Consider the following 20909-nt stretch of genomic DNA (forward strand, 5'->3'; position numbering starts at 1 on the left):
ACGGTGGATATCCTCAAAACAACCGATGACCTGCTGTCGGACGATGCCGTCAAACTGACCTTCACTGGCGACGTCACCCGCAGCCTCCTGATCGTCGACGACGACGCCCCCTTCCGCACGCGGCTGGCCCGCGCCATGGAGAAGCGCGGCTTCAATGTCGTCGCGGTCGACAGCGTGCAGCTCGGCATCGAGGTGGCGCAGGAATCGGCGCCCGCCTTCGCGGTGGTCGACCTGCGGCTGGGCGACGGCAACGGGCTGGACGTGGTGTCCTCCCTGCGCGACGCCCGTCCCGACGCCCGCGTCGTCATGCTGACCGGCTACGGCAACATCGCCACCGCCGTCGCGGCGGTGAAGGCCGGCGCTGTCGATTACCTGCCCAAGCCGGCCGACGCCGATGCGGTGGAAGCGGCGTTGCTGGCCGACGGCCGGCCGCTGCCCCAGCCGCCGGAAAACCCGATGTCGGCCGACCGCGTCCGCTGGGAGCATATCCAGCGGGTCTTCGAACAGTGCGACCGCAACGTGTCGGAAACCGCGCGCCGCCTGAAGATGCACCGCCGCACCCTGCAGCGCATCCTGAACAAGCACGCTCCTCGCGCTTGAGCGCAAGCGACGTCACATTGAAACGCGAAAGGCCCGCCCGGAATGGGGTGGGCCTTTCGCATGTTCGGTTCCCACGGGCATGTCGCGGAAGTTCAGGGCACCTGTCCCGTCCGGGAGGAGGCCATCCGCTCTACAGCCCGGCGTTCACCCCGTCCCTGCCGGAGCTGCCTTGGGATCGGCCCTCCTGGTCGGACCATGGCTCGTGCATCGGCGAGGCGGGAGCGTCCTCGAGGAGCTCGAGCACCCGGCGTTCGATCCGCAGCAGCACTTCGCGGGCAGACAGACTTTGGCATTCACGGCTATGGCCGCGGATTTGGCGGATCACGCTGACGGTGGCAGTGTCCTGACGCTGCGGCATAGCGCGTTCCTCCATCCAAAGAATGAGTAACACTATCCTATTTTTCATACACTTTATAGCCAAAAATGGTCATACCAGCATTTTTGGTTAGGCTATAGGTCATAGATTGTTTCCATCTACTGTCGGGGAAGCTTGAGCCGTTGGCCCGGCGGTGTGGAACAGCGTCGGCCCCCGGCCGCGATCCGTAGGCGAACATGGTTCAGCCGGCATTCGATCCCGCTTTGGCGCTGTGACAATGCTCATCGCCACGGAGCTGGACTGATTCCGCCAGGAACGCGTGTCCGCCGACCGGCGTTGCCGGGATGGGCAATCGAATCCGGTACCGGCTTCTTCGTTCCAGTAGCCGGGACCATGAGGGAAGGCGCAGGAATTTCCGCGGCCCGGCCGGTCCGTTCGAACGTCATGCCGCCTGTCCTTTCGGGTAACCTCCATTATCACCCGTCCTGTCGCCCCGGCTCATACCGCACTGCAACAGGGTCAGGAAGGCTACCCACTGCGCGCCCATTGCTCGCCTCATGCACTGGATGGCCGATGCAACGGCTGGACTAACACTGCGTTTCAGCCAATCGGACGAACCGCCGAGCCTGCCCGCTGGACAGCAGACGCTGCCCGGAAGGGAGGATCGGGCCAACGGATGGTCCTATGGCCGCGCTTCTGGTCGTTACGCGAGGAGGACCCTTTGGCCACCCAGGAACTTCAGGAACAACCCCGTCGCAATACCCCTGAGTCTCGGCGGGGCCCAAGTTCCGTCTCCCCCGGGATCTCCTATGATCTGTCGGCCAGTGCCGCCAGCGCCGTGCGTCGGACCACCGGACTGCTGCGGCGGCACAAGCTGCTGATCGGTACGGTGATCGTGGTCGGCACCGGGTTGGCGACCCTGGTCGCCTTCCGCATGACACCGCTCTACACCGCCGAAACCCTCATCATGGTCGAGCACCGCAAGAACACCGTCCTCAATTTCGAAGGCGTGGTGTCCGACATGACTCCCGACATCAGCGCGCTGCAGAGCGAGGTCGCGATCCTGAAATCGCCGGCCTTCGCCGAAAAGGTGGTGGCGAAGCTCAAGCTGATGAACGATCCGGAATTCAACGCCTCGCTGCGTCCACCGCCCCCGGGCTGGGTGTCGGCGCTGAATCCGCGCAACTGGATCCCCGACAGCTGGAAGCAGTCCAGCAGCGTGCCGCTTTCGCCGGAGGAGGTCGAGCGCAACCACCTGACCTCGGTGGTCAACGCCGTGCTCGACAACACCTCGGTCCGGCCGCAGGGGCGCTCCTACGTCATCGCCGTCAGCTTTGACAGCGAAGATCCGCGCAAGTCCTCGCTGATCGCCAACACCATGGCCGACCTCTACCTGGTCGACCAGCTGGACGAGAAGTTCAAGGCGTCCAAGCGTGCCACCCAGTGGCTGGAGGAACGGCTGACCGACCTGCGCAAGGAAGCGCAGACCACCGGCGACGCGGTGGAGAAGTACCGGACCCAGCATGGCCTGACCACCTCGTCCAACAATGAAAGCACGGTGGTCGGACAGCAGCTGAGCCAGCTGAACGCCGATTACATCCTGGCCCGCACCAAGCGGCAGGAAGCGGAGACCAAGCTGCGCGACGTCACCGCCATGGCGAATTCGCCGCGCGGCGCCTCGGCGGTCGGCGACGTGCTGGGATCTCCGCTGATCCAGGCCCTGCGCGAGCGCGAGGTCGACCTGCAGCGGCAGATCGCCGACGCGACCAACCGCTACGGTGCCAAGCACCCGATGCTGCAGGCCCTGCAAAGCCAGCTGCGCGACCTGCAAGGCCAGATCAAGACCGATGTCGGCAAGATCGTCTCCAACCTCAGCAACGAGGTGGAGCTGGCCAAGGGCCGCGAGCAGTCGCTGAAGGCCAGCCTGGACCAGGCCGAGTCCAAGCAGAATGAACAGCAGCAGGCGACCGTCGGCCTGCGCACCCTGGAACGCGACGCCAGCACCGCCCAGTCGATGTACGAGGCGCTGCTGACCCGGTCGCAGCAGATCGCGGCGCAGACCGACATGCGCCAGCCCGATGCCCGCGTGGTGTCGGAAGCGTCGATTCCGCTCGATCCGTCGCAGCCGAACCGCAAGCTGATCCTGCTGATGGCGCTGGTGGCGTCGGGCACGCTCGGCGTGCTGCTCGCCATGCTGCGCGAACGGTCCGACGGCGGCTTCCGCAGCCCGCACCAGTTCGAGACGGCGACCGGCGTGCGCAGCCTGGGCATCGTGCCGCGCATTCCGCGTTTCGGCGGGTCGCCGGCCAGCTATGTGGTCGACAAGCCGGTCTCCGCCTTCGCGGAATCGATGCAGAACCTGCGCACCTCGCTCCTGCTCGCCAATCCGGACGGGCGGCACCGCGTGATCCTGTTCAGCTCCTCGGTTCCCGGCGAGGGCAAGAGCTCCGTCGCCGCCGCCTTCGCCCGCACCTGCGCCAACGCCGGCCAGCGGACGATCCTGGTCGACTGCGACCTGCGGCGGAAGAGCCTGCACGAGATGCTGGGCATGCCCAACAATCGCGGCCTGTCGGAGGTGCTGGCCGGCACCGCGGCGCTGGAGGACGTGATCCAGGTCGATCCGCGCACCGGCCTGCACGTCATCGTCGCCGGCCATGGCGGCTCGCTGCCGCAGGACAGCCTGGGATCCTCGGGCATGCACCAGTTGCTGTCGCGGCTGTCCGTCAACTACGACCGCATCGTGCTGGATTCGCCGCCGGTGCTGGCGGTGTCGGAAGGCAAGCTGCTGGCGGCTCTCGCCGACCAGACCGTCTTCATCGTCCGCTGGGGCATGACCAAGCGCGGCACCGCCATGGCCGGGCTGAAGGAGGTGATCGAGGCCGGCGGCGAGGTGGTGGGCGTCCTGTTCAGCCAGGTCGATACCCGCCGCCATGCCCAGTACGAGTTCCCGGACAGCGGCCGCTACCACGGCTACCGCCGCTACTACGCGAATTGAGGCCTCCCTCTCCCGCCCCAAAGGCGGGAGAGGACGTTTTGAGCCGCGCTTGACGACGTTCTCAACCACCGAAGAGCCCATGAATGTCCGCTGGACACCGCATCTTCCGGAACATCCGTGCCCTCGCCGCCGCCAAGACGGCGACGATGGCCAGCGGGCTGGTCACCGCCGCCTGGACGGCCCGGGTCCTGGGACCGGACAGTTTCGGCGTGCTGGGTTTCGGCACCTCGCTGATGGCCTATGCGGCGCTGTTCGTGAACATGGGCCTGTCCACCTATGCCATCCGTGAAATCGCCCGGGCCCGTGAGCAGCATGACCATCGCGAACAGGCGGCCGAGCTGTCGGAGCATGTGCTGACCCTGCGCACCGTCCTGGCCCTGGTGGTCGGCGCCCTCTATGCGGCCTTCGTCCTGTCGCTGGACAAACCGATGGAGGTGAAGGCGGTTCTTCTGGTGCAGGCGGTCCAGTTGCTTGGGAACGCCTTGGTGCTCGACTTTGTTTACCAGGCGACCGAGAAGATGGGGGTGATCGCCACGCGCGAGATCGGCACCTCCATCGGGTCGATGCTGCTCGTCTTCCTGCTGGTGCGCGGCCCTGAGGATGCCATCACCGCCGCCGCCATCACCGGTGGATCGATCACCGTCAACGCCCTGGTGATGATCGGCCGTTTCCGCCGCGACTTCGGCCATCTGCGCCCCAGGGTCGACCTGAAGGTCTGGCGCGAGATCCTGACGGCGGCGACGCCGATGGCGGTCGGCGTCTTCGCCTGGGCGATCTTCACCCATCTGGACGTGGTGATGCTGGGCTTCCTGGCCCCGCACACCGAGGTTGGCTGGTACAGCGCGGCGGTGAAGATCCAGACCCTGGCGAACCTGGTCGGCAACATCGTGATGAACGCCTTCCTGCCGCAATTGGCGGCCGCCTATGGCGAGATCGGGCCGATGCGCGACCGGATGCGGGCCTACGCCTCCGTCATGCTGGCGGTCGGCGGGCTGGTCATCGCCGGCGGCTTCGCCCTGGCGCCGTCCATCCTGGGAACGCTGTTCGGCGATGCCTACGCGCCGGCGACGCTGGCGCTGCGGCTGCTGATGCTGGCCTCGGCGGTGGTCTACGCCAACATGATCCTGGGCAACCCGCTGCTCGTCTGGCACCGGCAGACCGGCTACATGGTGGCCATGCTGTCGGGGGGCGCGCTGAACGCCCTGCTGAACATCTGGTGGATTCCCCGCTACGGCATCGAGGGGGCGGCGATGGCGACCTTCACCGCGGAGCTGGCCGCAACCGTCGCCATCGCCTGGATCCATCGACAGGCGGTCGGAGAGCTCTATGCCGGGATCGCCGGGCGGGCCCTGCTGTGTGGCGGTGCCGCCGTCGCCGCGGCGCTCGCGCTCGACCGCTTCGCGGCGCCGATGTTCGACCGGATGCCGGCGCTGGTGCATTTCGTCGCCGGCAGCATCGTCATGGTGGTGGTCTATGCCGCTGTGGCCGTGTTGACGGGATTGGTCCATCTGAAGCGGTTGCGCCGGCTGACCAGCGCCACGGCCTGAAGGGGGGCGGGTCGTGGCCGGACGAGCAGTTGCAACCCCAAATTCCGCAGCGCCGGGTTGATCGATACCGGCAGCAGGAGCGGAATGCACCTATTGCACCACTTTCGAACGTCTCTGTTGGTGCCTCCAAGCATTCATTCAGCGACGGTGGGGGTTAATACTCTTAATACGTCGGTGAACGGCAATCATAGTCTTTTCATCCGACGGTGATTTCTGAAACACTTCGCGCTGCACAACGCCGGTAACGAGGTACTTCATCGTCACGGCGAAGTCACAACAAGAAAACAATTTCGAAATTCGAGGTTTCCCCGTTTTCGTGCTTGGCAGCAGCTCGAGGCACCCGGGGCGTCTCCAAACTTCTCGGCGGCTCGCCGCAAGTGGCGGGTCATCAGCAAACGGCAGGAGCGACGATGCTTCCCAAGACTTTTTCCGATCGTAACGTCTGCGTCCTCGGGCTCGGCTATGTCGGCCTGACGCTGGCGGTGGCGATGGCGGACGCCGGCTTCCAGGTGCACGGGGTCGAGGTGCGGCAGGACGTGCTCGACAAGCTCGGCCAGGGCGACCCGCATTTCCACGAGCCGGGCCTGACCGAGAAGCTGCGCCACGTCATGGCGCGCGGCCGGCTCACCTTCAGCCGCAATCAGGAGGATTGCAGCAAGGCCAGCGTCTTCATCATCACGGTCGGCACGCCGCTGAGCAAGGACGGCCGGGTCCGCACCGACATGATCGAGGCGGCGACCCGTCAGGTCGCCAGCAGCCTGCATGACGGCGATCTGGTCATCCTGCGCTCCACCGTGAAGCTGGGCACCACCCGCAACGTCGTGGCGCCGATCCTGCGCGCCACCGGCAAGCAGTTCGACATCGCCTTCTGCCCGGAGCGCACGCTGGAAGGCCAGGCCCTGCTGGAACTGAACCAGCTGCCGCAGATCATCGGGGCGGAGAGCCTGGACGTCGCCACCCGCGCCGCGCAGATCTTCGGCTTCCTGACGCCGACCACCGTCAAGGTCTCCACCCTGGAGACGGCGGAGCTGATCAAGCTGGTCGACAACACCTACCGCGACGTCACCTTCGCCTTCTCCAACGAGATCGCCAAGCTGTGCAACGCCATGGAAATTTCGGCGGTCGAGGTGGCGCGCGCCGGCAAGCTGGGCTATCCGCGGACCAACCTGCCGCTGCCCGGTCCGGTCGGCGGCCCCTGCCTGGAGAAGGACCCCCACATCCTGATCGAGGCGGCGCGCGAGGTCGGCGTCGAGATGGCGATCACCGCCGCCGGCCGTCTGGTCAACGAAAGCCAGCCGGTCGAGGTCGCCGACTTCCTCGGCAAGCTCGCCAATTCCATGCAGGGCTTCCCGCAGACGCCGATCATCAGCCTGATGGGCCTCGCCTTCAAGGGCCGGCCGGCGACCGACGATTTGCGCGGCACCATGGCCAAGCCGGTGCTGGAGGAGCTGCGCCAGCGCTTCCCCACCGCCCGCCTGCGCGGCTTCGACGCGGTCGTGCGCCCCGACGACATCCGCTCCTTCGGGCTGGAGCCGGCCGCCAACATGGCCGAGGCGGTGTCCGGCGCCAACCTGGCGGTCATCCTGAACAACCACCCGGTCTTCACCTCCATGCCGCTGCCGGATCTGGCCCAGCGGATGGACCGGCCGGGCGTGATCTACGACTTCTGGAACAACTTCAACAGCCGTGACGTCGACCTGCCGGACGGCACCGCCTACGTGTCGCTCGGCAGCCATGGGGCCGCCCGCTACGCGCATGTGGCCTGACGACATCCGGGCCTGAAGGGGAATTGGACTGACATGAAACATTATCTCGTCACCGGCGGCAGCGGCTTCATCGGCGCCGCCCTGGTCCAGCGGCTGGTCCGCGACGGCCACCGCGTCCGCGTGCTGGACGACAATTCGCGCGGGCATACCGGCCGGCTGGCCGGCGTGCTGGACGACGTGGAGTTCGTCCAGGGCGACATCCGCAACCCGGACGCCGTGCGCGAGGCGGTGCGTGGCGTCGACGGCGTGCTGCATCTGGCCGCAGTCAACGGCACCAAGCATTTCTACGAGAAGCCGGAGGTGGTCCTGGACGTCGGCGTGCGCGGCATGCTGAACGTGCTCGACGCCTGCCGCGCCGACGGCGTGGGCGACCTCGTCGTCGCCTCCTCCTCCGAGGCCTACCAGACCCCGCCGGTGGTGCCGACGCCGGAGGACGTGCCGCTGGTGGTGCCGGACGTGCTGAACGCCCGCTACAGCTACGGCGGCTCCAAGCTGATCTCGGAGCTGCTGGCGATCAACTGGGGGCGCAGCGGCTTCGACCGCGTGGCGATCTTCCGTCCGCACAACGTCTACGGCGCCGACATGGGCTGGGAGCATGTGGTGCCGGAATTCTCCCGACGCGCGGTGGAGGCGATCGCCCGCCACCCGAGCGGATCGGTGCCCTTCCCGATCCAGGGCGACGGCCGCCAGACCCGCGCCTTCGTCCACATCGACGACGCCATCGACGGCATCGTGACGGTGGTCGACAAGGGCGAGCATCTCGGCATCTACCATGTCGGCAATCCGGAGGAGGTCACCATCGCCGACCTCGCCCGCCGCACGGTCGCCTGCCTCGGCCGCGAGGCCCAGGTGATGCCCGGCCCGGCCGCCCCCGGCGGCACCGACCGCCGCAGCCCCGACATCGCCAAGCTGACGGCGCTGGGCTTCACCCCGCGCATCCCGCTCTCCGCCGGCCTGCCGGGCGTGGTCGAGTGGTACGCCGAGCGGGCGCGGGCGGATCTGGGTCGCATGGGGCAGGCAGCGGAGTAGGGGGTCGTCCGGGGGCGTTAGCCCCCCACCTAACCTCCCCCGCCGAGCGGGGGAGGGACTGCCGCTGAAGGCCGACAAAGCTCCAATCTCCCTCCCCCGCCCAGCGGGGGAGGGGTGGGGTGGGGGCAATCGGCGGCAAGTGCTCGCACAAGATCTTAAGGAGACGGCCCGCATGGACCGCAACAGCCGCATCTTCGTCGCCGGTCACCGGGGACTCGTCGGATCCGCCATTCTGCGGCGGCTGACCGAGGCCGGTCACACCGACCTGGTGATCCGCGACCGGTCGCAGCTCGACCTGACCGATCAGGCGGCGGTGCGCGCCTTCTTCGACCGCGAGGGCATCGATCAGGTGATCCTGGCCGCGGCGAAGGTGGGCGGCATCCTCGCCAACGACCGCTTCGGCGGCGACTTCATCCGCGACAACCTGTTGATCCAGAACAACGTCATCGACGCCGCTTGGCGCGGCGGCGTGAAGAAGCTGCTGTTCCTCGGCTCCTCCTGCCTCTACCCGAAGCATGCCGAGCAGCCGATCAAGGAGGAGGCGCTGCTGACCGGCGAGATGGAGCCGAGCAACAAGCCCTACGCCGTCGCCAAGATCGCCGGCATCACCATGTGCCAGGCCTACCGGCGCCAATACGGCTTCAACGCCATCTGCGCCATGCCGTCCAACCTGTACGGCCCCGGCGACCATTTCGATCCGGAGACCTCGCACGCCCTGCCGGGCATGATCCGGCGCTTCCACGATGCCAAGGTGGCAGGCGATCCGACGGTGACGCTGTGGGGCACCGGCACGCCGCGCCGTGAGTTCCTCTATGTCGACGACATGGCCGATGCCTGCCTGCATCTGATGGACCATTACGACAGCGGGGAGATCATCAATGTCGGCCCCGGCGACGACATCGCCATCGCCGACCTCGCGGCGCTGATCCGCGACACCGTCGGCTATGCCGGCACGCTGACCCACGATCTGAGCAAGCCCGACGGCCATCCGCGCAAGCTGATGGACGTGTCGCGCCTGTTCGCCACCGGCTGGCGCCCGAAGGTGCCGCTGGAGGAGGGGCTGCGCCGCACCTATGCCTGGTTCCTGGAGAATGCCGCTCCGGAACGGCTCCAGGCCCCCAAACAGGCTGCGGAGTAAAGCCCGATGCCGGACGATTCCATCCATCTGCGGCAGCCGGCCTTCGACCGGCCGGCTTCGAAGGCTTCACCGGGCTCGCCGTCCCTGGCGGACGTGCCCGTGCCGGAGGAGCTCCTGCTCGTGGCGCAGAGCTATTGGCCGGAACCGGCCGGCAGCGCGCCGATGATGACCGACCTCGCCACCGCCTTCGCGGCGGCCGGGGCCGAGACCACGGTGCTGACCGCGCGTCCCAACTATCCCGGCAACACGGTCTATGACGGCTATGCCGACGGGACGCAGGACAGCAAGACGGTGGACGGGGTGCTGATCGAGCGCCTGCACACCATCCCGCCGGCCGGCGGCGGCATGAAGGCGCGGTTGATCCACGAGGGCGTGCTGCATGCCGGATTCGCCGCCGCCCGCGCCCGCGGCCGGGTCGGCCGGCACGCCGCCGTGCTGTCGCTCTGCCCGTCGATCCTGTCGGTGGCGGTCGCCGACCGCTTCAAGGCACCGGGCGGCCGCCATGTCGCCATCGTCCACGACATCCAGTCCGGCCTCGCCGGGGCGCTGGGGATGGGCGGCAAGGCGGCGGTCAAGGCGATCCGCGCCATGGAGCGCAGGGCGCTGAACCGCGCCGACGCCATCGTCGTGCTGTCGGAGCCGATGCGCGGCGTGCTGGAGGAGCTGGGCGTCACCAAGCCGATCCATGTGATCCCGCCCCATGTCGACGCCGACGCGGTTTATCCGCTGCCGCGCCCCGACCAGCCGCCGACGGCCCTCTACAGCGGCGCCTTCGCCCGCAAGCAGGGTCTGGAGCAGGTGCTGGACATGGCAGGATATCTGGCGGCGCTGATGCCGCAGGCGCGGGTCAGGCTGCGCGGGCAGGGCGGTTTGGAGGAGGAGCTGAAGTCGCGTGCCCGCGCCATGGGGCTCGGCAACGTGATCTTCGAGCCGCTGGCCCCCAAGGACCAGCTGAACGAGGCGATGGCGGAAGGCGACGTCCATCTGGTGCCGCAGCGGCCCGAGGGGGCGGCCTTCGCCATGCCGGGCAAGGCGGTGACCATCCTCGCCTCCGGCCGGCCCTTCGTCAGCACCTGCCTGCCCGGATCGGCGCTCGCCGCGCTGGAGGCGCAGGTCGGCGCCTTCCTCTGCACCCCGCCGGAGGAACCGCGCGCGATGGCCGAGGCGGTGGCGGCCCTGTTGTCGGACCCCGCCCGCGCCACCGCCATGGGCCGCCGCGGCCGCGCCTGGGTGGAAGCGAACGCCACCCGCGCCGTGGCGCTCGACCGCTACGCCCGCCTTCTGTTGGGAGAGGCAGCATGAAGAAGCCCGCGCTGGTCTTCAGTTGGGAGATGTTCGGCCCCTACCACATGGACCGGCTGGAGGCGGTCGGCCGCCGGCTTGGCCATGCCTATGACGTGGTCGGGTTGGAGGTCGGATCGAAATCGCACACCTACGCCTGGGATTCGACCGGAACGGGCCAGAACTTCCGCAAGGTCACCCTGTTCCCCGGCCGGTCGAAGGCCGACCTGTCCAAGGCGGAGGTGTACCGCGCCCTGCTGCGCGAATGCCGGCGTGTCGACGCGCGCTATGTCTTCCTCTGCCATTACGAGGATCCGGACGTCTTCGCGCTCGCCCTGACCATGCGGCTGATGGGGCGCAAGGTCATCAACATGAACGCGTCCAAATACGACGACAAGCCGCGCGTCCTGTGGCGCGAAATGGTGAAGAGCGTCTTCTACTCCCCCTATCAGGCGGGGATCGGCGGCAGCCACCGCACGGTGGATTACTTCCGCCTGTTGGGACTCCCGAAGGACAGGCTCTACATCGGATACGACACGCTGTCGTTGGACCGCATCCGCCGCCTGTCCGGGATGGAGCCGGCCCCTGGCGGAGTACCCTTCGCCGACCGCCACTTCACCATCATCGCGCGCTTCGTCCCGAAGAAGAACCTGTTCCGCGCGGTCGAAGCCTACGACATTTACCGGCGGCTGGCCGGTCCGGCCGCCCGCCCGCTGCACCTCTGCGGATCCGGTCCGCTGGAGGCCGAATTGCGGGCCGAGGTGACGCGGCGCGGGCTGGACGGATCGATCATCTTCCGTGGCTTCCTGCAGGAGAAGGGGATCGCCGAGACGCTGGGGTCCACGCTTTGCCTGCTTCTGCCGTCGCTGGAGGAGCAGTTCGGCCTGGTGGTGAACGAGGCCCTGGCCATGGGAGTGCCGACCATCCTGTCCGACCAGTGCGGCGCCCGCGACGTGCTGATCCGCAGCGGGCTGAACGGCCACATCGTGGAGCCCGACAACCCCGAGGGGCTGGCGCGCTACATGCTGTCGGTCGCGGCGGACGAGGAGGAATGGCGCCGCCTGAGCCTGAACGGGCGGCCGTTCCAGGAGTTGGCCGACGCCAGTTTCTTCGCCCTGTCGGTGGAGAAGGCCGTGGTTGCGCTGGGGGGCCCGAAGGCGGAGCGCAGCGCGGACACGGACCATGTGTCCGACTATTCCGCCGCTCCGGAGGGCGGCCAGCATGGCCGGTCCACCGGAGCGGCACTGACCGGGAGTTGACGATGGAACGGAACGCGCGCACCCATGTGGTCGTCTCCGGACGCCTGCCGCCACCGGTGGACGGAATGAGCCGGGTGACAGCCCTGGTGCTGGAGCGTCTGCAGGACCGCATGCGGGGGCGCGGCCGCGTGGAGGTCGCCGACCTGTCGCCCGGCTGGAACGGCGGCGGCATCGCCTACCATCTGCGGAAGATGACGCGGGTGTTCGGCACCATGGGCCGGCTCGCCGCCGGGCTGCGGAAAGCCGACCGCCGGTTCTACATGCCGGTGGATTCGGGCTGGGGGGCGCTCTACACCGCGGCACTCGCCGGTACCGCGCGGCTGTTCGGTTACGAGCGGGTACTGCACCATCATTCCTTCGCCACCATCAGCAAACCGACCTGGCGGATGCGGCTGCTGACCCGGATCGCCGGGACTGACTGCACCCATGTGCTGCTGTGCCCGGCGATGCAGATGCGCTTCCAGTCGGTCTATCCGGCGGCACGCACCTGCATGACCATGTCGAACGCCATCTTCTCCGCTCCGGGGGCCGCCCCGCGACCGCGGCGCGACGGCCCCCTGCGCATCGGCCACCTGTCGAACCTGTGCAGCGAGAAGGGGCTGGACACGCTGTTCGCCCTGCTGCGCGCCCTGCAGATCGAGGGGGTGGACGCCAGGTTGGTGCTGGCCGGCCCAGGGCTGAAGCCGAAGGACAACGCGATGATCGCCGCCGGGCTGATGGCCTTCGACGGGGCGGTGGAGTATCACGGTCCGGTCCATGGCGACGCCAAGGATGCCTTCTACCGCGACATCGACGTCTTCGTCTTCCCGACCCGCTACCGCAACGAGGCGCAGCCGCTGGTCCTGTTCGAGGCGATGGCGGCCGGGGTGCCGGTCCTGGCCTATGAGCGCGGCTGCATCGGGTCCGATATCCCGGCCGACGGGCTGGTGCCGCAGGATGCCGACTTCGTCAAGGCGGCCCTGCCGATCCTGTCGGCCTGGGCCGACGACCGCGAGGCGCTCGCCGGCGCCTCGGCGCAGACGCTGACCCGCGCGCGCGTCGCCTACGAGACCAGCCGCAGCGGCCTGGATCTGCTGCTCGACCGCATCGCCGGTCCGCATCCAGCCGCCGCCGCCGCCACGGTGCCGGCCAAGCGCCGGGTGGCCGGGTAGGGGGAAGGAAAGGGGAGTAAAGGTGGGGCAAGCACGTCACGACGCTCCGCCCCCCAGCGGCAGCGCCGTCTCGAACTTGATTTCCTTCAGGGCGAAGTTCGACCGGATGCGGACCTGGAAAGGCAACTGGAAGACGAATTCTTCCAGGAAGCGGTTGTAGTCGGCGATGGCCTGCACCGCGACCCGCAGCAGATAGTCCGCATCGCCCGACACCGCGTAGCATTCCAGGACCTCCGGCCGCTTGCGCACCGCGTCGATGAAGACGGCGGCGGTCTCGGCCGAATGATGGTCGAGCGTCACATGGGCGAAGACGCATTCGCCGACCGACGCCGCCTTGGGATCGACCAGCGCCGTGTAGCGGCGGATCACCCCGGTTTCCTCAAGCGACTTCAGACGGCGCCAGCAGGAGGATGCGGAGGTGCCGACACGGTCGGCCAGCTCCTGCACGGTCAGGCGCGAATCCTCCTGCAGGGCGATCAGGAGTTTGACGTCGATTTCCGATAGACTAGCCGGCAACGACAAGTTTCTCCTTGATGCGGCACGAGGATGGAAAATCCTGCCAAAATCATAGGTGTGCCTGCCTCACTTTGAAAGCTATTTCCACGGACAGTCCGGCATACTGATCGCAGAGAAACCCAAGGGAGAGGCGATCATGGCCGACATGTGGGAAAACCCGATGAAGACCGACGGATTCGAGTTCATCGAATTCACCGCGCCGGACACCGTGGCGCTCGGCCGCCTGTTCGAGCAGTTGGGCTTTACCGCCATCGCCCGCCACCGGTCCAAGGACGTGACGCTCTACCGCCAGGGCGACGTGAACTTCATCGTCAATGCCGAGCCGTCGGGTTTCCCGCGCAATTTCGCCGCCCAGCATGGGCCGTCGATCTGCGCCATCGCCTTCCGTGTCGCCGACGCCGCCTTCGCCTACCGCCGCGCGCTCGACCTCGGCGCCTGGGGGGTCGAGACCCGCATCGGCGCCATGGAGCTGAACATCCCCGCCATCAAAGGCATCGGCGATTCGCTGATCTACCTCGTCGACCGCTACGCCGAGCGCGGCAGCATCTACGAGGTCGATTTCGTGCCGCTGCCCGGGGTGGACCAGCATCCGAAGGGCGCCGGCCTGACCTACATCGACCACCTGACCCACAACGTCCACACCGGACGGATGGAGGAATGGGCCGGCTTCTACACCCGCCTGTTCGGCTTCCGCGAGATCCGCTATTTCGACATCGAAGGCAAGCTGACCGGCCTGCGGTCGAAGGCGATGACCAGCCCCTGCGGCAAGATCCGCATCCCGATCAACGAGTCCGCCGACAACAAGTCGCAGATCGTCGAATATCTGCGCGACTACAAGGGCGAGGGCATCCAGCACGTGGCGCTCGGCACCGACGACATCGTCCACACCGTAGAGACGATGCGCGGCCTGGGCACACCGTTCCAGGACACGCCCGACACCTATTACGAGCGGGTCGACGGCCGGGTGCCCGGCCACGGCCAGGATCTGAAGCGTCTGCAGGCCAACCGCATCCTGCTCGACGGCGCCCCGACGGAAGGGCAGGGACTGCTGCTGCAGATCTTCACCCAGAACGTCATCGGCCCGATCTTCTTCGAGATCATCCAGCGCATCGGCAACGAAGGCTTCGGCGAGGGCAACTTCAAGGCCCTGTTCGAATCCATCGAACTCGACCAGATCCGCCGCGGCGTCCTGAGCGAGGATGCGGCCTGACGGGTCGGTTCGCCATCCATGGCTTGGAGAACGCCGTCCGGCCGCGCAGGGCCGGGCGGCGTTCTCGCATCGTCGGTCGGCCCTGCGCGGCCCGGCCCTTGAGCGGCCTTACACATCGTTTCCGATTTGGCGCCGCACCTCGTCGGCGATGGGATGCAGGAGCGCCTGCGCGTCGGCGGGGCCGACCAGACTGTAGCCCATGCCCTTGGCCGCCCATGAAAAGCCGCTGGCCGCCGGCTGGCTCAAGGGCTGCATCGGGACGTCGCGATCGACCGTCATGGGACGGCTCAGCATGACCAGACGCATACCATGGTCATTGTCGTACATGAAGAGCGCCGCCGGCCCGTGCGGGGTCGCGACGACGCGTCCGCCCATGAAACGGTAGCCCGACGCCTCAAGGTCCGGAACTCCGACCTGCCGCCCCAGGCGGGAGGAAATCCAATCGGCAAGTTCGGTGCCGGCGCCGGCGCGCAGTTCGACGGGACGGAGGCGGTCGGGGCCGTAGACGACGTAATTGTCCGCGGCCTCCTGGCCGAGCGAGGCGACGCCCTGCAACGGCGGATCGGACAACCCCCGCAGCGTCCAGCCGCCGGCACCGCCGAAGCCTATCAATACGGCCGCCGCCGCGGCGGCCCACCACGGCAGGCGGGATCGGCGGCCGTGACGTTCCGCGATGTGTCTGACGTTGAGTGCCGCAGGCACCGGCTCGTCGGCGATCGGCAGGAGGAGGGCTCTCAGATCGTCGCGTTGAGCGGCGTAGCCGGTCACGCGCTCCGCCACGTCGGGATGGGCTTCCAGATAGGCCGCCACCTCGGCCTGCCGAACGGAATCGAGGCGCTGGTCGACGAAGGCGTTGAGATCGTCCTCGGTGATCGGGCGGCTGATCATTTCACCCTCCGCAAATGGGATCGTCCGGCCGGTTCGGCCGGCATCTCCCTGATGCTCTTCAGCAGCTTTTCGCGCGCACGCGACAATCGTGACATCACGGTCCCTATCGGAACATCGAGAATCTTTGCCGCATCCGCATAGGACAGGTCTTCGATGCTGACGAGCAGAATGACCGCGCGCTGGTCCTCGGGAAGTGCTTCGAGCGCACGCAGCAGGGCGCGGTGATGCAGGCCATCTTCCTGGGACGCGGGGGTCGAAAGCCAGTTTTCGGCGGACTCGACGTCGAGGTCGGAGGATCTTGCGGACCTGCGCTTCAATTCCGTCATGGCGAGGTTGTGCAGGATGGTGAAGACCCACCTGCGGGTGTCGCCGTCGACCCGACGCTGGTTCCAATGGGCGATGGCGCGTTCCAGGCAGTCCTGGACCAGATCGTCGGCCGCCGTGCGATCGCGAAGCAGCGAGCGCGCGTATCGGCGAAGCGCCGGTATGAGGGGTTCAAGCAGTTCGATCATCATCGGACATCATGCGACCATGAAGACTGAGAATCGGAACACCGAGATTTGGGCCGGCCCGCCTCCGGTCGGAAGGCGGGCCGGCCGGATGTCACCGTGCCTGGATTTGCACGACGGCGCCGGGCTGTGCCGCCGTGCCCTCGGTTATGGCCAGATACCGCTTCTCGGCTTTCACGGTGTTCTGCACGATCTGCCGGATCGGTCCCGCCGCGTTGACGATCGCGGATCCGGCCGGATTCGTCATGAACGCGGCGAGCGGCTGCAGCGCGCCGTGGCCGGTTTCGGTCTCGGCCAGCGCCAGCACATAGGGCTTCTTGGGTTCGAGATTCGTCACGGAGGCCTGGAGAACCTGGATCAGCCCCTGGTCGAACAACGACACCGTCGTGACGGCTTTGCCGGGCTTTCCGTTCGCCGAGACCGCGAGGTCGAGGTGCGTCGCCTGCCCGGCGACCCCGAGCGGGGTCAGATTCTCGGTTCCGGCACCTTCGGGCACGGCATCGGGCACATAGGTGATCGCCTGCGGCGCCTGGCCGATCGGCACGGTCGCGATCACCGTGTTGGTCACGGTGTCGATCGCGGTCATCCCGTCCGCATTCTCCAGCCCGACATAGATGCGGCTGCCGTCGCCGGATGGCCAGATGCCGTGCGGCAGGTTGCCGACGGGAATCGTCGCGACCTGCTCGAAGCTGTCGGTGCGGAACACCTTCACCTCGTTCAGGCCGCCGATGGTGACGTAGGCGAAGGTGCCATTGGCGTTGTGCGCGAAATTGACGTGGTTGGTGATCGGTCCGGTATCGAGCGTCTTGATCAGGTCGAAAGGCGGCTGGGCGTTGAAGACCTGCGTCTTGCCGACATCCTTCAGGGTGAACCAGACCTGCCGGCCATCCGGGGTCGCCGCGATGTTGGGACAGAATGGACTGGCCTGCTGGATGCGGGCGACGATCTGGTGATCTGCCACGCTGACGACATCCGTCTCCGGATTGAACGAGGAGCAGACATAGCCGTATTTTCCGTCCGGCGAGAAGATCTGCATGCCCGGCCCGTTCGGCGTCTTGATGCGGGTCTTCTCTTCGAAGGTCTTGCCATCGAGGACGGCGACGTAGTCCTCGCCACGCACCGTGACCCAGACCTCGCTGCCGTCCGGGGTGAAGAACGCCTCGTGGGGCGAGCGCCCGACATAGGTGACGTGCTTGACCGCATTGGTGGCCGTGTCGATGAAGCTGACCGAATTGGAGCCGATCGACACGACCGCGATGGTCTTGCGGTCGGGGGAGAAGCCCATGCCATGGACCAGGACCTGCCCTTTGTAGAGCGGGCTGAAATTCGCCGGCTGCGTGTCTCCCAGACGGATGACGCCGAGCAACCTGTTATCGACGGGATCGATGACCGAAACCGTGTTCGAGAACTGCTCGGCCGCGTAGATGCGATCGCGGTGGCTGATCGGAAAATCCGGCGCCGTGCTGGCGTAGGGCGCTTGCCCGGCATAGGCGGGCAGATGTCCGGCAAGCATGGAGCCGGCGATCAGCGCCAGGGTGGAAAGCAGACGACTCTTCATCGGGACTGACCCTCTTTCATGTGCATGTGCATGTGCATCGGAGACGGAGGGGTCTGCGAGGCCGGGGATTGAGGCGGAACCTGGGTCGGCACCGGCGCGGAGGGCGGCAGCGGCTGGCCCAAGGCCATGCGCATGGCGGCGATCTCCTGCTGCTGCTCGACGATGATCTCCTGCGCGATGCGCCGGAGCTGTTCGTTTTTCCCGTAGCGCAGTTCGGCGAGCGCCATATCGATCGCGCCCTGATGGTGGGGAATCATCATCGCCATGAAATCGGCGTCGACGTCGCCCGTCGGCTTCACCGCCATGCCGGACATCATCCTGTCCATGGCGGTGTCGTTTTCCGCAAGAAAGGGCGCTTCGTCGTCGAGCGCCGATGCGGTGGCCGCCCCGGCGGTGAGTGGATCGGCGCTTTGGGCGTCGGCAGGCATCGGCGCCGTCATTCCCATTGCCAGGGCGACGGCCAAGGCTGCCAATATCGGATATCGCATGAGAGGCTCTTCGGTCTGTCTCGTCGCGGTCTTGACGGGGTGGACTGGCCGACCGCCCGATTATTCCGCGTGCCTCCGATTATTTTCCGCAGGCGATGAAACCCGCCAATAATTTCCATAATTCTACTTATGCGTTTTCAACCTGTACGCGCAAAGCTAAACTGTCAGTTCAGCGCAACATGGAACCGTCAGTCTTCCGTCAGGTTTCCTGTCGTCTCGACCATCAGGCAAAAGGGTATGGACCGGCGAACGTCCCGATCGGCACCATATGGGTAATGAGGCCACTGCCGGCTGTCCAATGGTGCAGGAGAAAGGCCGGTGGCTCGATATAGGAGGCCGGGACCGCATCAGGCTGAAGGCGGAGCGCGATGGCCGTCGTCGTGCTCGGTGCCGTGCAGAGCATCGTTCCTCCGAAGCGCAGCTGCATGAACCGGTGGATGTGCCCACACAGGATCCGCTCGACGGCAGGATATTTCCCGACGATGGCGGAAAGCCGCTCGCCTCTCCGGCAGCTATACTCGTCGATGTAGGGAATCCCGCTGCTGAAGGGATGCTGATGCATCATGATGAGGGTGGGCCGGGTCGGCTCCGATGCCAGCGTCTCTTCCAGCCAAGCCGCGGCGGCGTCATCCATGTCGCCATGGTGACGCCCCGGGATGGTCACATCCAGCCCGATCACCCGGACGGGACCACGGTTTCGAACATTGAAGTGGAGCGGTCCCGTCGCGGGCAGGTAATCGTGATCGGCGAAGCTCGACCGGAAAGCCTCGCGTTCGTCGTGATTGCCGGGAATGAGCAGCAGGGGCGGCTGGAGTTCTCCAAGCAGTTCCCGTGCGACGGCATACTCGGCCATCGTTCCCCCATCCACCACGTCGCCGCTCAAGAGCACAAGGTCGGGCCGGGGCATCAGACGGTTGATCTGTTCAACCGCCGTCCGGAACATTCCGTTCGAGTCCGCGACCCCCTGATAGAGGACGCCATGCGGTTGTAGATGTGGATCCGATAGCTGTGCAATGATCATGCTTCGCTGTTTCCCGGGCATCGGATGATGCGTGAGCCAAGCACGCATGCCACGACCTGTCCAACGGCAAACTTGCTGGTGATGATGAAGGGCCCGGACCGGCGTGCCCTATCCCCATCCAGCCGCCGGCCCTCATTCCGGGCGTGTGTGGGCGTCGAAGCGTTCGCGGTCGCTCTGGTCGCTCATGAAGATGGCGAAGGGCCGCAGCGCTTCGGCGTGGTTCAGGGTGATGGCGATCAGCACCGCCATCGGGGCCGCCAGCAACGCCCCGGCGGCCCCCCACAGCCAACTCCACAGCAGAAGCGCGACCATCACCACCAGGGGCGAGATCGCCAGCTGCTTGCCCTGCATATGGGGCGCCACGAAGTTGCCCATCACCTGCTCGATCACCAGCAGGCCGGCGGCGACCGCCATCGCCGTGCCGGCATCCTGCGTCGCCAGGGTCAGCAGGACGGGCAGCGCCCCCGCCACCACGGACCCCACCACCGGCACGTAATTCAGCAGGAAAGCCAGGAAGCCCCACAGCAGGACCAGATCCACCCCGAACAACGACAGCCAGCCGACATACAGCGCGCCGGTGATCAGCCCCAGCACGCTGCTGACCACCAGATAACGGCGGAACTGCTGGGCGATGGCGGTCACCGCCTCCACCGCCATACGGCAGCGCTCGCGGCCGAGCGTGATGATGATCTTCTCGCGCCAGACCGGGGCTTCCATCTGCATCAGCAGCGACAGGAAGACGGTCATCACCAGGACCGAGACAGTCTGCCCGGCGGAGGACAGGGCCGCCTTGGCGAAGCCGGTGATCGGATCAACCGGCGCCGCGTTCCCCTGCCCGCTTCCTTGATCGGCGCTCCCCTGCCCGGCTTGCGCCGTTAGATCGGCCTTGGCGCCCTGGATCCAGTGGTTCGCCTTGGCCCACAGCTTTCCCAGGGCGTCCGCATATTGCGGGAAATCCTCCGCCACGCGCTGCGCCACCAAGGCGATGGAGCCGAAAAAGAGTGCGATGATGGTCAGGATCAGCAGCATCGACGCTGCCAGTCCCAGCCAGGACAGCCGGCGCGGCACCCGGTCGCGCACCCAGCGGCCGACCGGCGCCACCGCGACGGCGACGAAGAAGGCGGACACCAGCGGAATCAGGATCGAGGCCGCCGCCTGCAACACCCACAGCGATGCTGCCCCGGCAAGAATGCCCAGCAGCCAGAGCGCAAGCCTGACCCGGTCGACGCGTCCCCGTTCGCTGGCTTTGCCGTCACCCATGCCGCTGTCCACGCCGATCGCCCTCCGCACGTCGCACCGTGCGCCGCAAGGACGCTCGTTCTAGACGCGGAACCATGGCTCCCGGTTCCATTCGCTTGCTAGGACGGCATGAAGACGTTCTCCGTCGTCATTGCCAAGTCGGCTCACCCAAGAAAGAGGCCTCGGCTCTTCTTCTACAAGGCTCCCGCCAAATGGAAACCGCCAAGCCGGAGGTAACTGGGCAAAAACTGCCTGCCTCGGTCTGCCAGCTTCATCGTCCTGGCGTAGTTTCATTTTTCTCTGATTCGAATAAAAAACGATCGTCCGTTTTTTGTCTCAATCCTGCCACGGGAAACGCCCTAATTCATAATTTCCTAACCATAAGTGTTAGTACCCGA

At 66.8% G+C, this 20909-nt stretch carries 18 protein-coding genes; 10 read left to right on the plus strand and 8 right to left on the minus strand.

The annotated features are described in order from the left end of the window. Nucleotides 1-3 precede the first annotated feature (3 nt). The gene (locus tag JHL17_RS12525; protein ID WP_425599604.1) at nt 4-600 is read left to right on the plus strand and encodes an ActR/PrrA/RegA family redox response regulator transcription factor; all 597 of its coding nucleotides are present in this window, start codon (nt 4-6) and stop codon (nt 598-600) included. A gap of 130 nt (nt 601-730) precedes the next feature. Here the strand turns inward: JHL17_RS12525 and JHL17_RS12530 are convergent, their stop codons facing one another. Next, nucleotides 731-958, minus strand: coding sequence for a hypothetical protein (locus JHL17_RS12530; protein WP_200193521.1), 228 nt, complete (start codon nt 956-958; stop codon nt 731-733). A gap of 796 nt (nt 959-1754) precedes the next feature. On the opposite strand from JHL17_RS12530, the gene JHL17_RS12535 reads away from it, so the two are divergent. From JHL17_RS12535 to JHL17_RS12570, 8 genes are all read left to right on the plus strand, one after another. Then, complete coding sequence (locus JHL17_RS12535; RefSeq protein ID WP_345773793.1) at nt 1755-3911, plus strand: GumC family protein; 2157 nt, start codon at nt 1755-1757, stop codon at nt 3909-3911. Between the two features lie 83 nt (nt 3912-3994). Beyond that, complete coding sequence (locus tag JHL17_RS12540) at nt 3995-5458, plus strand: flippase (RefSeq protein ID WP_200193525.1); 1464 nt, start codon at nt 3995-3997, stop codon at nt 5456-5458. A 410-nt stretch (nt 5459-5868) separates the two neighbouring features. Next, nucleotides 5869-7224, plus strand: a complete 1356-nt coding sequence (locus JHL17_RS12545) for a nucleotide sugar dehydrogenase (protein ID WP_200193527.1) — start codon at nt 5869-5871, stop codon at nt 7222-7224. Nucleotides 7225-7257: 33 nt separating this feature from the next. Continuing rightward, nucleotides 7258-8253 (plus strand): NAD-dependent epimerase/dehydratase family protein, encoded by a 996-nt coding sequence (locus JHL17_RS12550; protein ID WP_200193529.1) that lies wholly within the window; start codon nt 7258-7260, stop codon nt 8251-8253. 172 nt (nt 8254-8425) lie between these two features. Continuing rightward, nucleotides 8426-9391: a GDP-L-fucose synthase family protein gene (locus JHL17_RS12555; RefSeq protein WP_200193531.1), complete on the plus strand. Its 966-nt coding sequence runs from the start codon at nt 8426-8428 to the stop codon at nt 9389-9391. 6 nt (nt 9392-9397) lie between these two features. Next, entirely contained in the window at nt 9398-10693 is a 1296-nt protein-coding gene (locus JHL17_RS12560) for a glycosyltransferase family 4 protein (RefSeq protein WP_200193533.1), read from the plus strand. Next, nucleotides 10690-11931 (plus strand): glycosyltransferase family 4 protein, encoded by a 1242-nt coding sequence (locus JHL17_RS12565; protein WP_200193535.1) that lies wholly within the window; start codon nt 10690-10692, stop codon nt 11929-11931. The genes JHL17_RS12560 and JHL17_RS12565 overlap by 4 nt, the downstream gene beginning before the upstream one ends. Nucleotides 11932-11933: 2 nt before the next feature. Beyond that, a complete protein-coding gene (locus JHL17_RS12570) occupies nt 11934-13082 on the plus strand; it encodes a glycosyltransferase family 4 protein (protein WP_200193537.1) in 1149 nt (382 codons plus the stop codon). Nucleotides 13083-13118: 36 nt separating this feature from the next. On the opposite strand, the gene JHL17_RS12575 is transcribed toward JHL17_RS12570, so the two are convergent. After that, on the minus strand, nt 13119-13598 hold the full coding sequence (locus JHL17_RS12575) for an Lrp/AsnC family transcriptional regulator (RefSeq protein WP_200193539.1): 480 nt from the start codon (nt 13596-13598) through the stop codon (nt 13119-13121). Between the two features lie 136 nt (nt 13599-13734). Here JHL17_RS12575 and hppD point away from each other — a divergent pair, with 136 nt between their 5' ends. Then, nucleotides 13735-14808, plus strand: coding sequence for a 4-hydroxyphenylpyruvate dioxygenase (gene hppD / locus JHL17_RS12580; protein WP_200193541.1), 1074 nt, complete (start codon nt 13735-13737; stop codon nt 14806-14808). Nucleotides 14809-14916: 108 nt separating this feature from the next. Here hppD and JHL17_RS12585 read toward each other — a convergent pair whose 3' ends face one another. The 6 genes from JHL17_RS12585 to JHL17_RS12610 form a co-directional block, all read right to left on the minus strand. Beyond that, nucleotides 14917-15696: an anti-sigma factor family protein gene (locus tag JHL17_RS12585; RefSeq protein WP_200193543.1), complete on the minus strand. Its 780-nt coding sequence runs from the start codon at nt 15694-15696 to the stop codon at nt 14917-14919. Next, complete coding sequence (locus JHL17_RS12590) at nt 15693-16211, minus strand: sigma-70 family RNA polymerase sigma factor (protein WP_200193545.1); 519 nt, start codon at nt 16209-16211, stop codon at nt 15693-15695. The genes JHL17_RS12585 and JHL17_RS12590 overlap by 4 nt, the downstream gene beginning before the upstream one ends. Before the next feature lie 88 nt (nt 16212-16299). Then, on the minus strand, nt 16300-17763 hold the full coding sequence (locus JHL17_RS12595) for a YncE family protein (protein ID WP_200193547.1): 1464 nt from the start codon (nt 17761-17763) through the stop codon (nt 16300-16302). Continuing rightward, complete coding sequence (locus JHL17_RS12600; protein WP_247893494.1) at nt 17760-18227, minus strand: DUF305 domain-containing protein; 468 nt, start codon at nt 18225-18227, stop codon at nt 17760-17762. The genes JHL17_RS12595 and JHL17_RS12600 overlap by 4 nt, the downstream gene beginning before the upstream one ends. Nucleotides 18228-18474: 247 nt before the next feature. Then, nucleotides 18475-19272 carry a phosphodiesterase gene (locus tag JHL17_RS12605; RefSeq protein WP_200193549.1) on the minus strand — a complete coding sequence of 266 codons (798 nt, stop codon included), beginning with the start codon at nt 19270-19272 and terminating at the stop codon, nt 18475-18477. A 132-nt stretch (nt 19273-19404) separates the two neighbouring features. Continuing rightward, entirely contained in the window at nt 19405-20532 is a 1128-nt protein-coding gene (locus JHL17_RS12610; protein WP_200193551.1) for an AI-2E family transporter, read from the minus strand. Nucleotides 20533-20909 lie beyond the last annotated feature (377 nt).

Source organism: Azospirillum endophyticum (genome assembly GCF_016595245.1).
Classification (GTDB): domain Bacteria; phylum Pseudomonadota; class Alphaproteobacteria; order Azospirillales; family Azospirillaceae; genus Azospirillum; species Azospirillum endophyticum.

Excerpts from the sequence above, each read along its gene's own strand:
- JHL17_RS12545 (WP_200193527.1), top strand. The coding sequence starts at position 5,869 with ATGCTTCCCAAGACTTTTTCCGATCGTAACGTCTGCGTCCTCGGGCTC.
- JHL17_RS12605 (WP_200193549.1), bottom strand. The coding sequence starts at position 19,272 with ATGATCATTGCACAGCTATCGGATCCACATCTACAACCGCATGGCGTC.
- JHL17_RS12530 (WP_200193521.1), bottom strand. The coding sequence starts at position 958 with ATGCCGCAGCGTCAGGACACTGCCACCGTCAGCGTGATCCGCCAAATC.
- JHL17_RS12565 (WP_200193535.1), top strand. The coding sequence starts at position 10,690 with ATGAAGAAGCCCGCGCTGGTCTTCAGTTGGGAGATGTTCGGCCCCTAC.
- JHL17_RS12550 (WP_200193529.1), top strand. The coding sequence starts at position 7,258 with ATGAAACATTATCTCGTCACCGGCGGCAGCGGCTTCATCGGCGCCGCC.
- JHL17_RS12540 (WP_200193525.1), top strand. The coding sequence starts at position 3,995 with ATGTCCGCTGGACACCGCATCTTCCGGAACATCCGTGCCCTCGCCGCC.
- JHL17_RS12610 (WP_200193551.1), bottom strand. The coding sequence starts at position 20,532 with ATGGGTGACGGCAAAGCCAGCGAACGGGGACGCGTCGACCGGGTCAGG.
- JHL17_RS12560 (WP_200193533.1), top strand. The coding sequence starts at position 9,398 with ATGCCGGACGATTCCATCCATCTGCGGCAGCCGGCCTTCGACCGGCCG.
- hppD (WP_200193541.1), top strand. The coding sequence starts at position 13,735 with ATGGCCGACATGTGGGAAAACCCGATGAAGACCGACGGATTCGAGTTC.
- JHL17_RS12570 (WP_200193537.1), top strand. The coding sequence starts at position 11,934 with ATGGAACGGAACGCGCGCACCCATGTGGTCGTCTCCGGACGCCTGCCG.
- JHL17_RS12595 (WP_200193547.1), bottom strand. The coding sequence starts at position 17,763 with ATGAAGAGTCGTCTGCTTTCCACCCTGGCGCTGATCGCCGGCTCCATG.
- JHL17_RS12585 (WP_200193543.1), bottom strand. The coding sequence starts at position 15,696 with ATGATCAGCCGCCCGATCACCGAGGACGATCTCAACGCCTTCGTCGAC.
- JHL17_RS12555 (WP_200193531.1), top strand. The coding sequence starts at position 8,426 with ATGGACCGCAACAGCCGCATCTTCGTCGCCGGTCACCGGGGACTCGTC.
- JHL17_RS12590 (WP_200193545.1), bottom strand. The coding sequence starts at position 16,211 with ATGATGATCGAACTGCTTGAACCCCTCATACCGGCGCTTCGCCGATAC.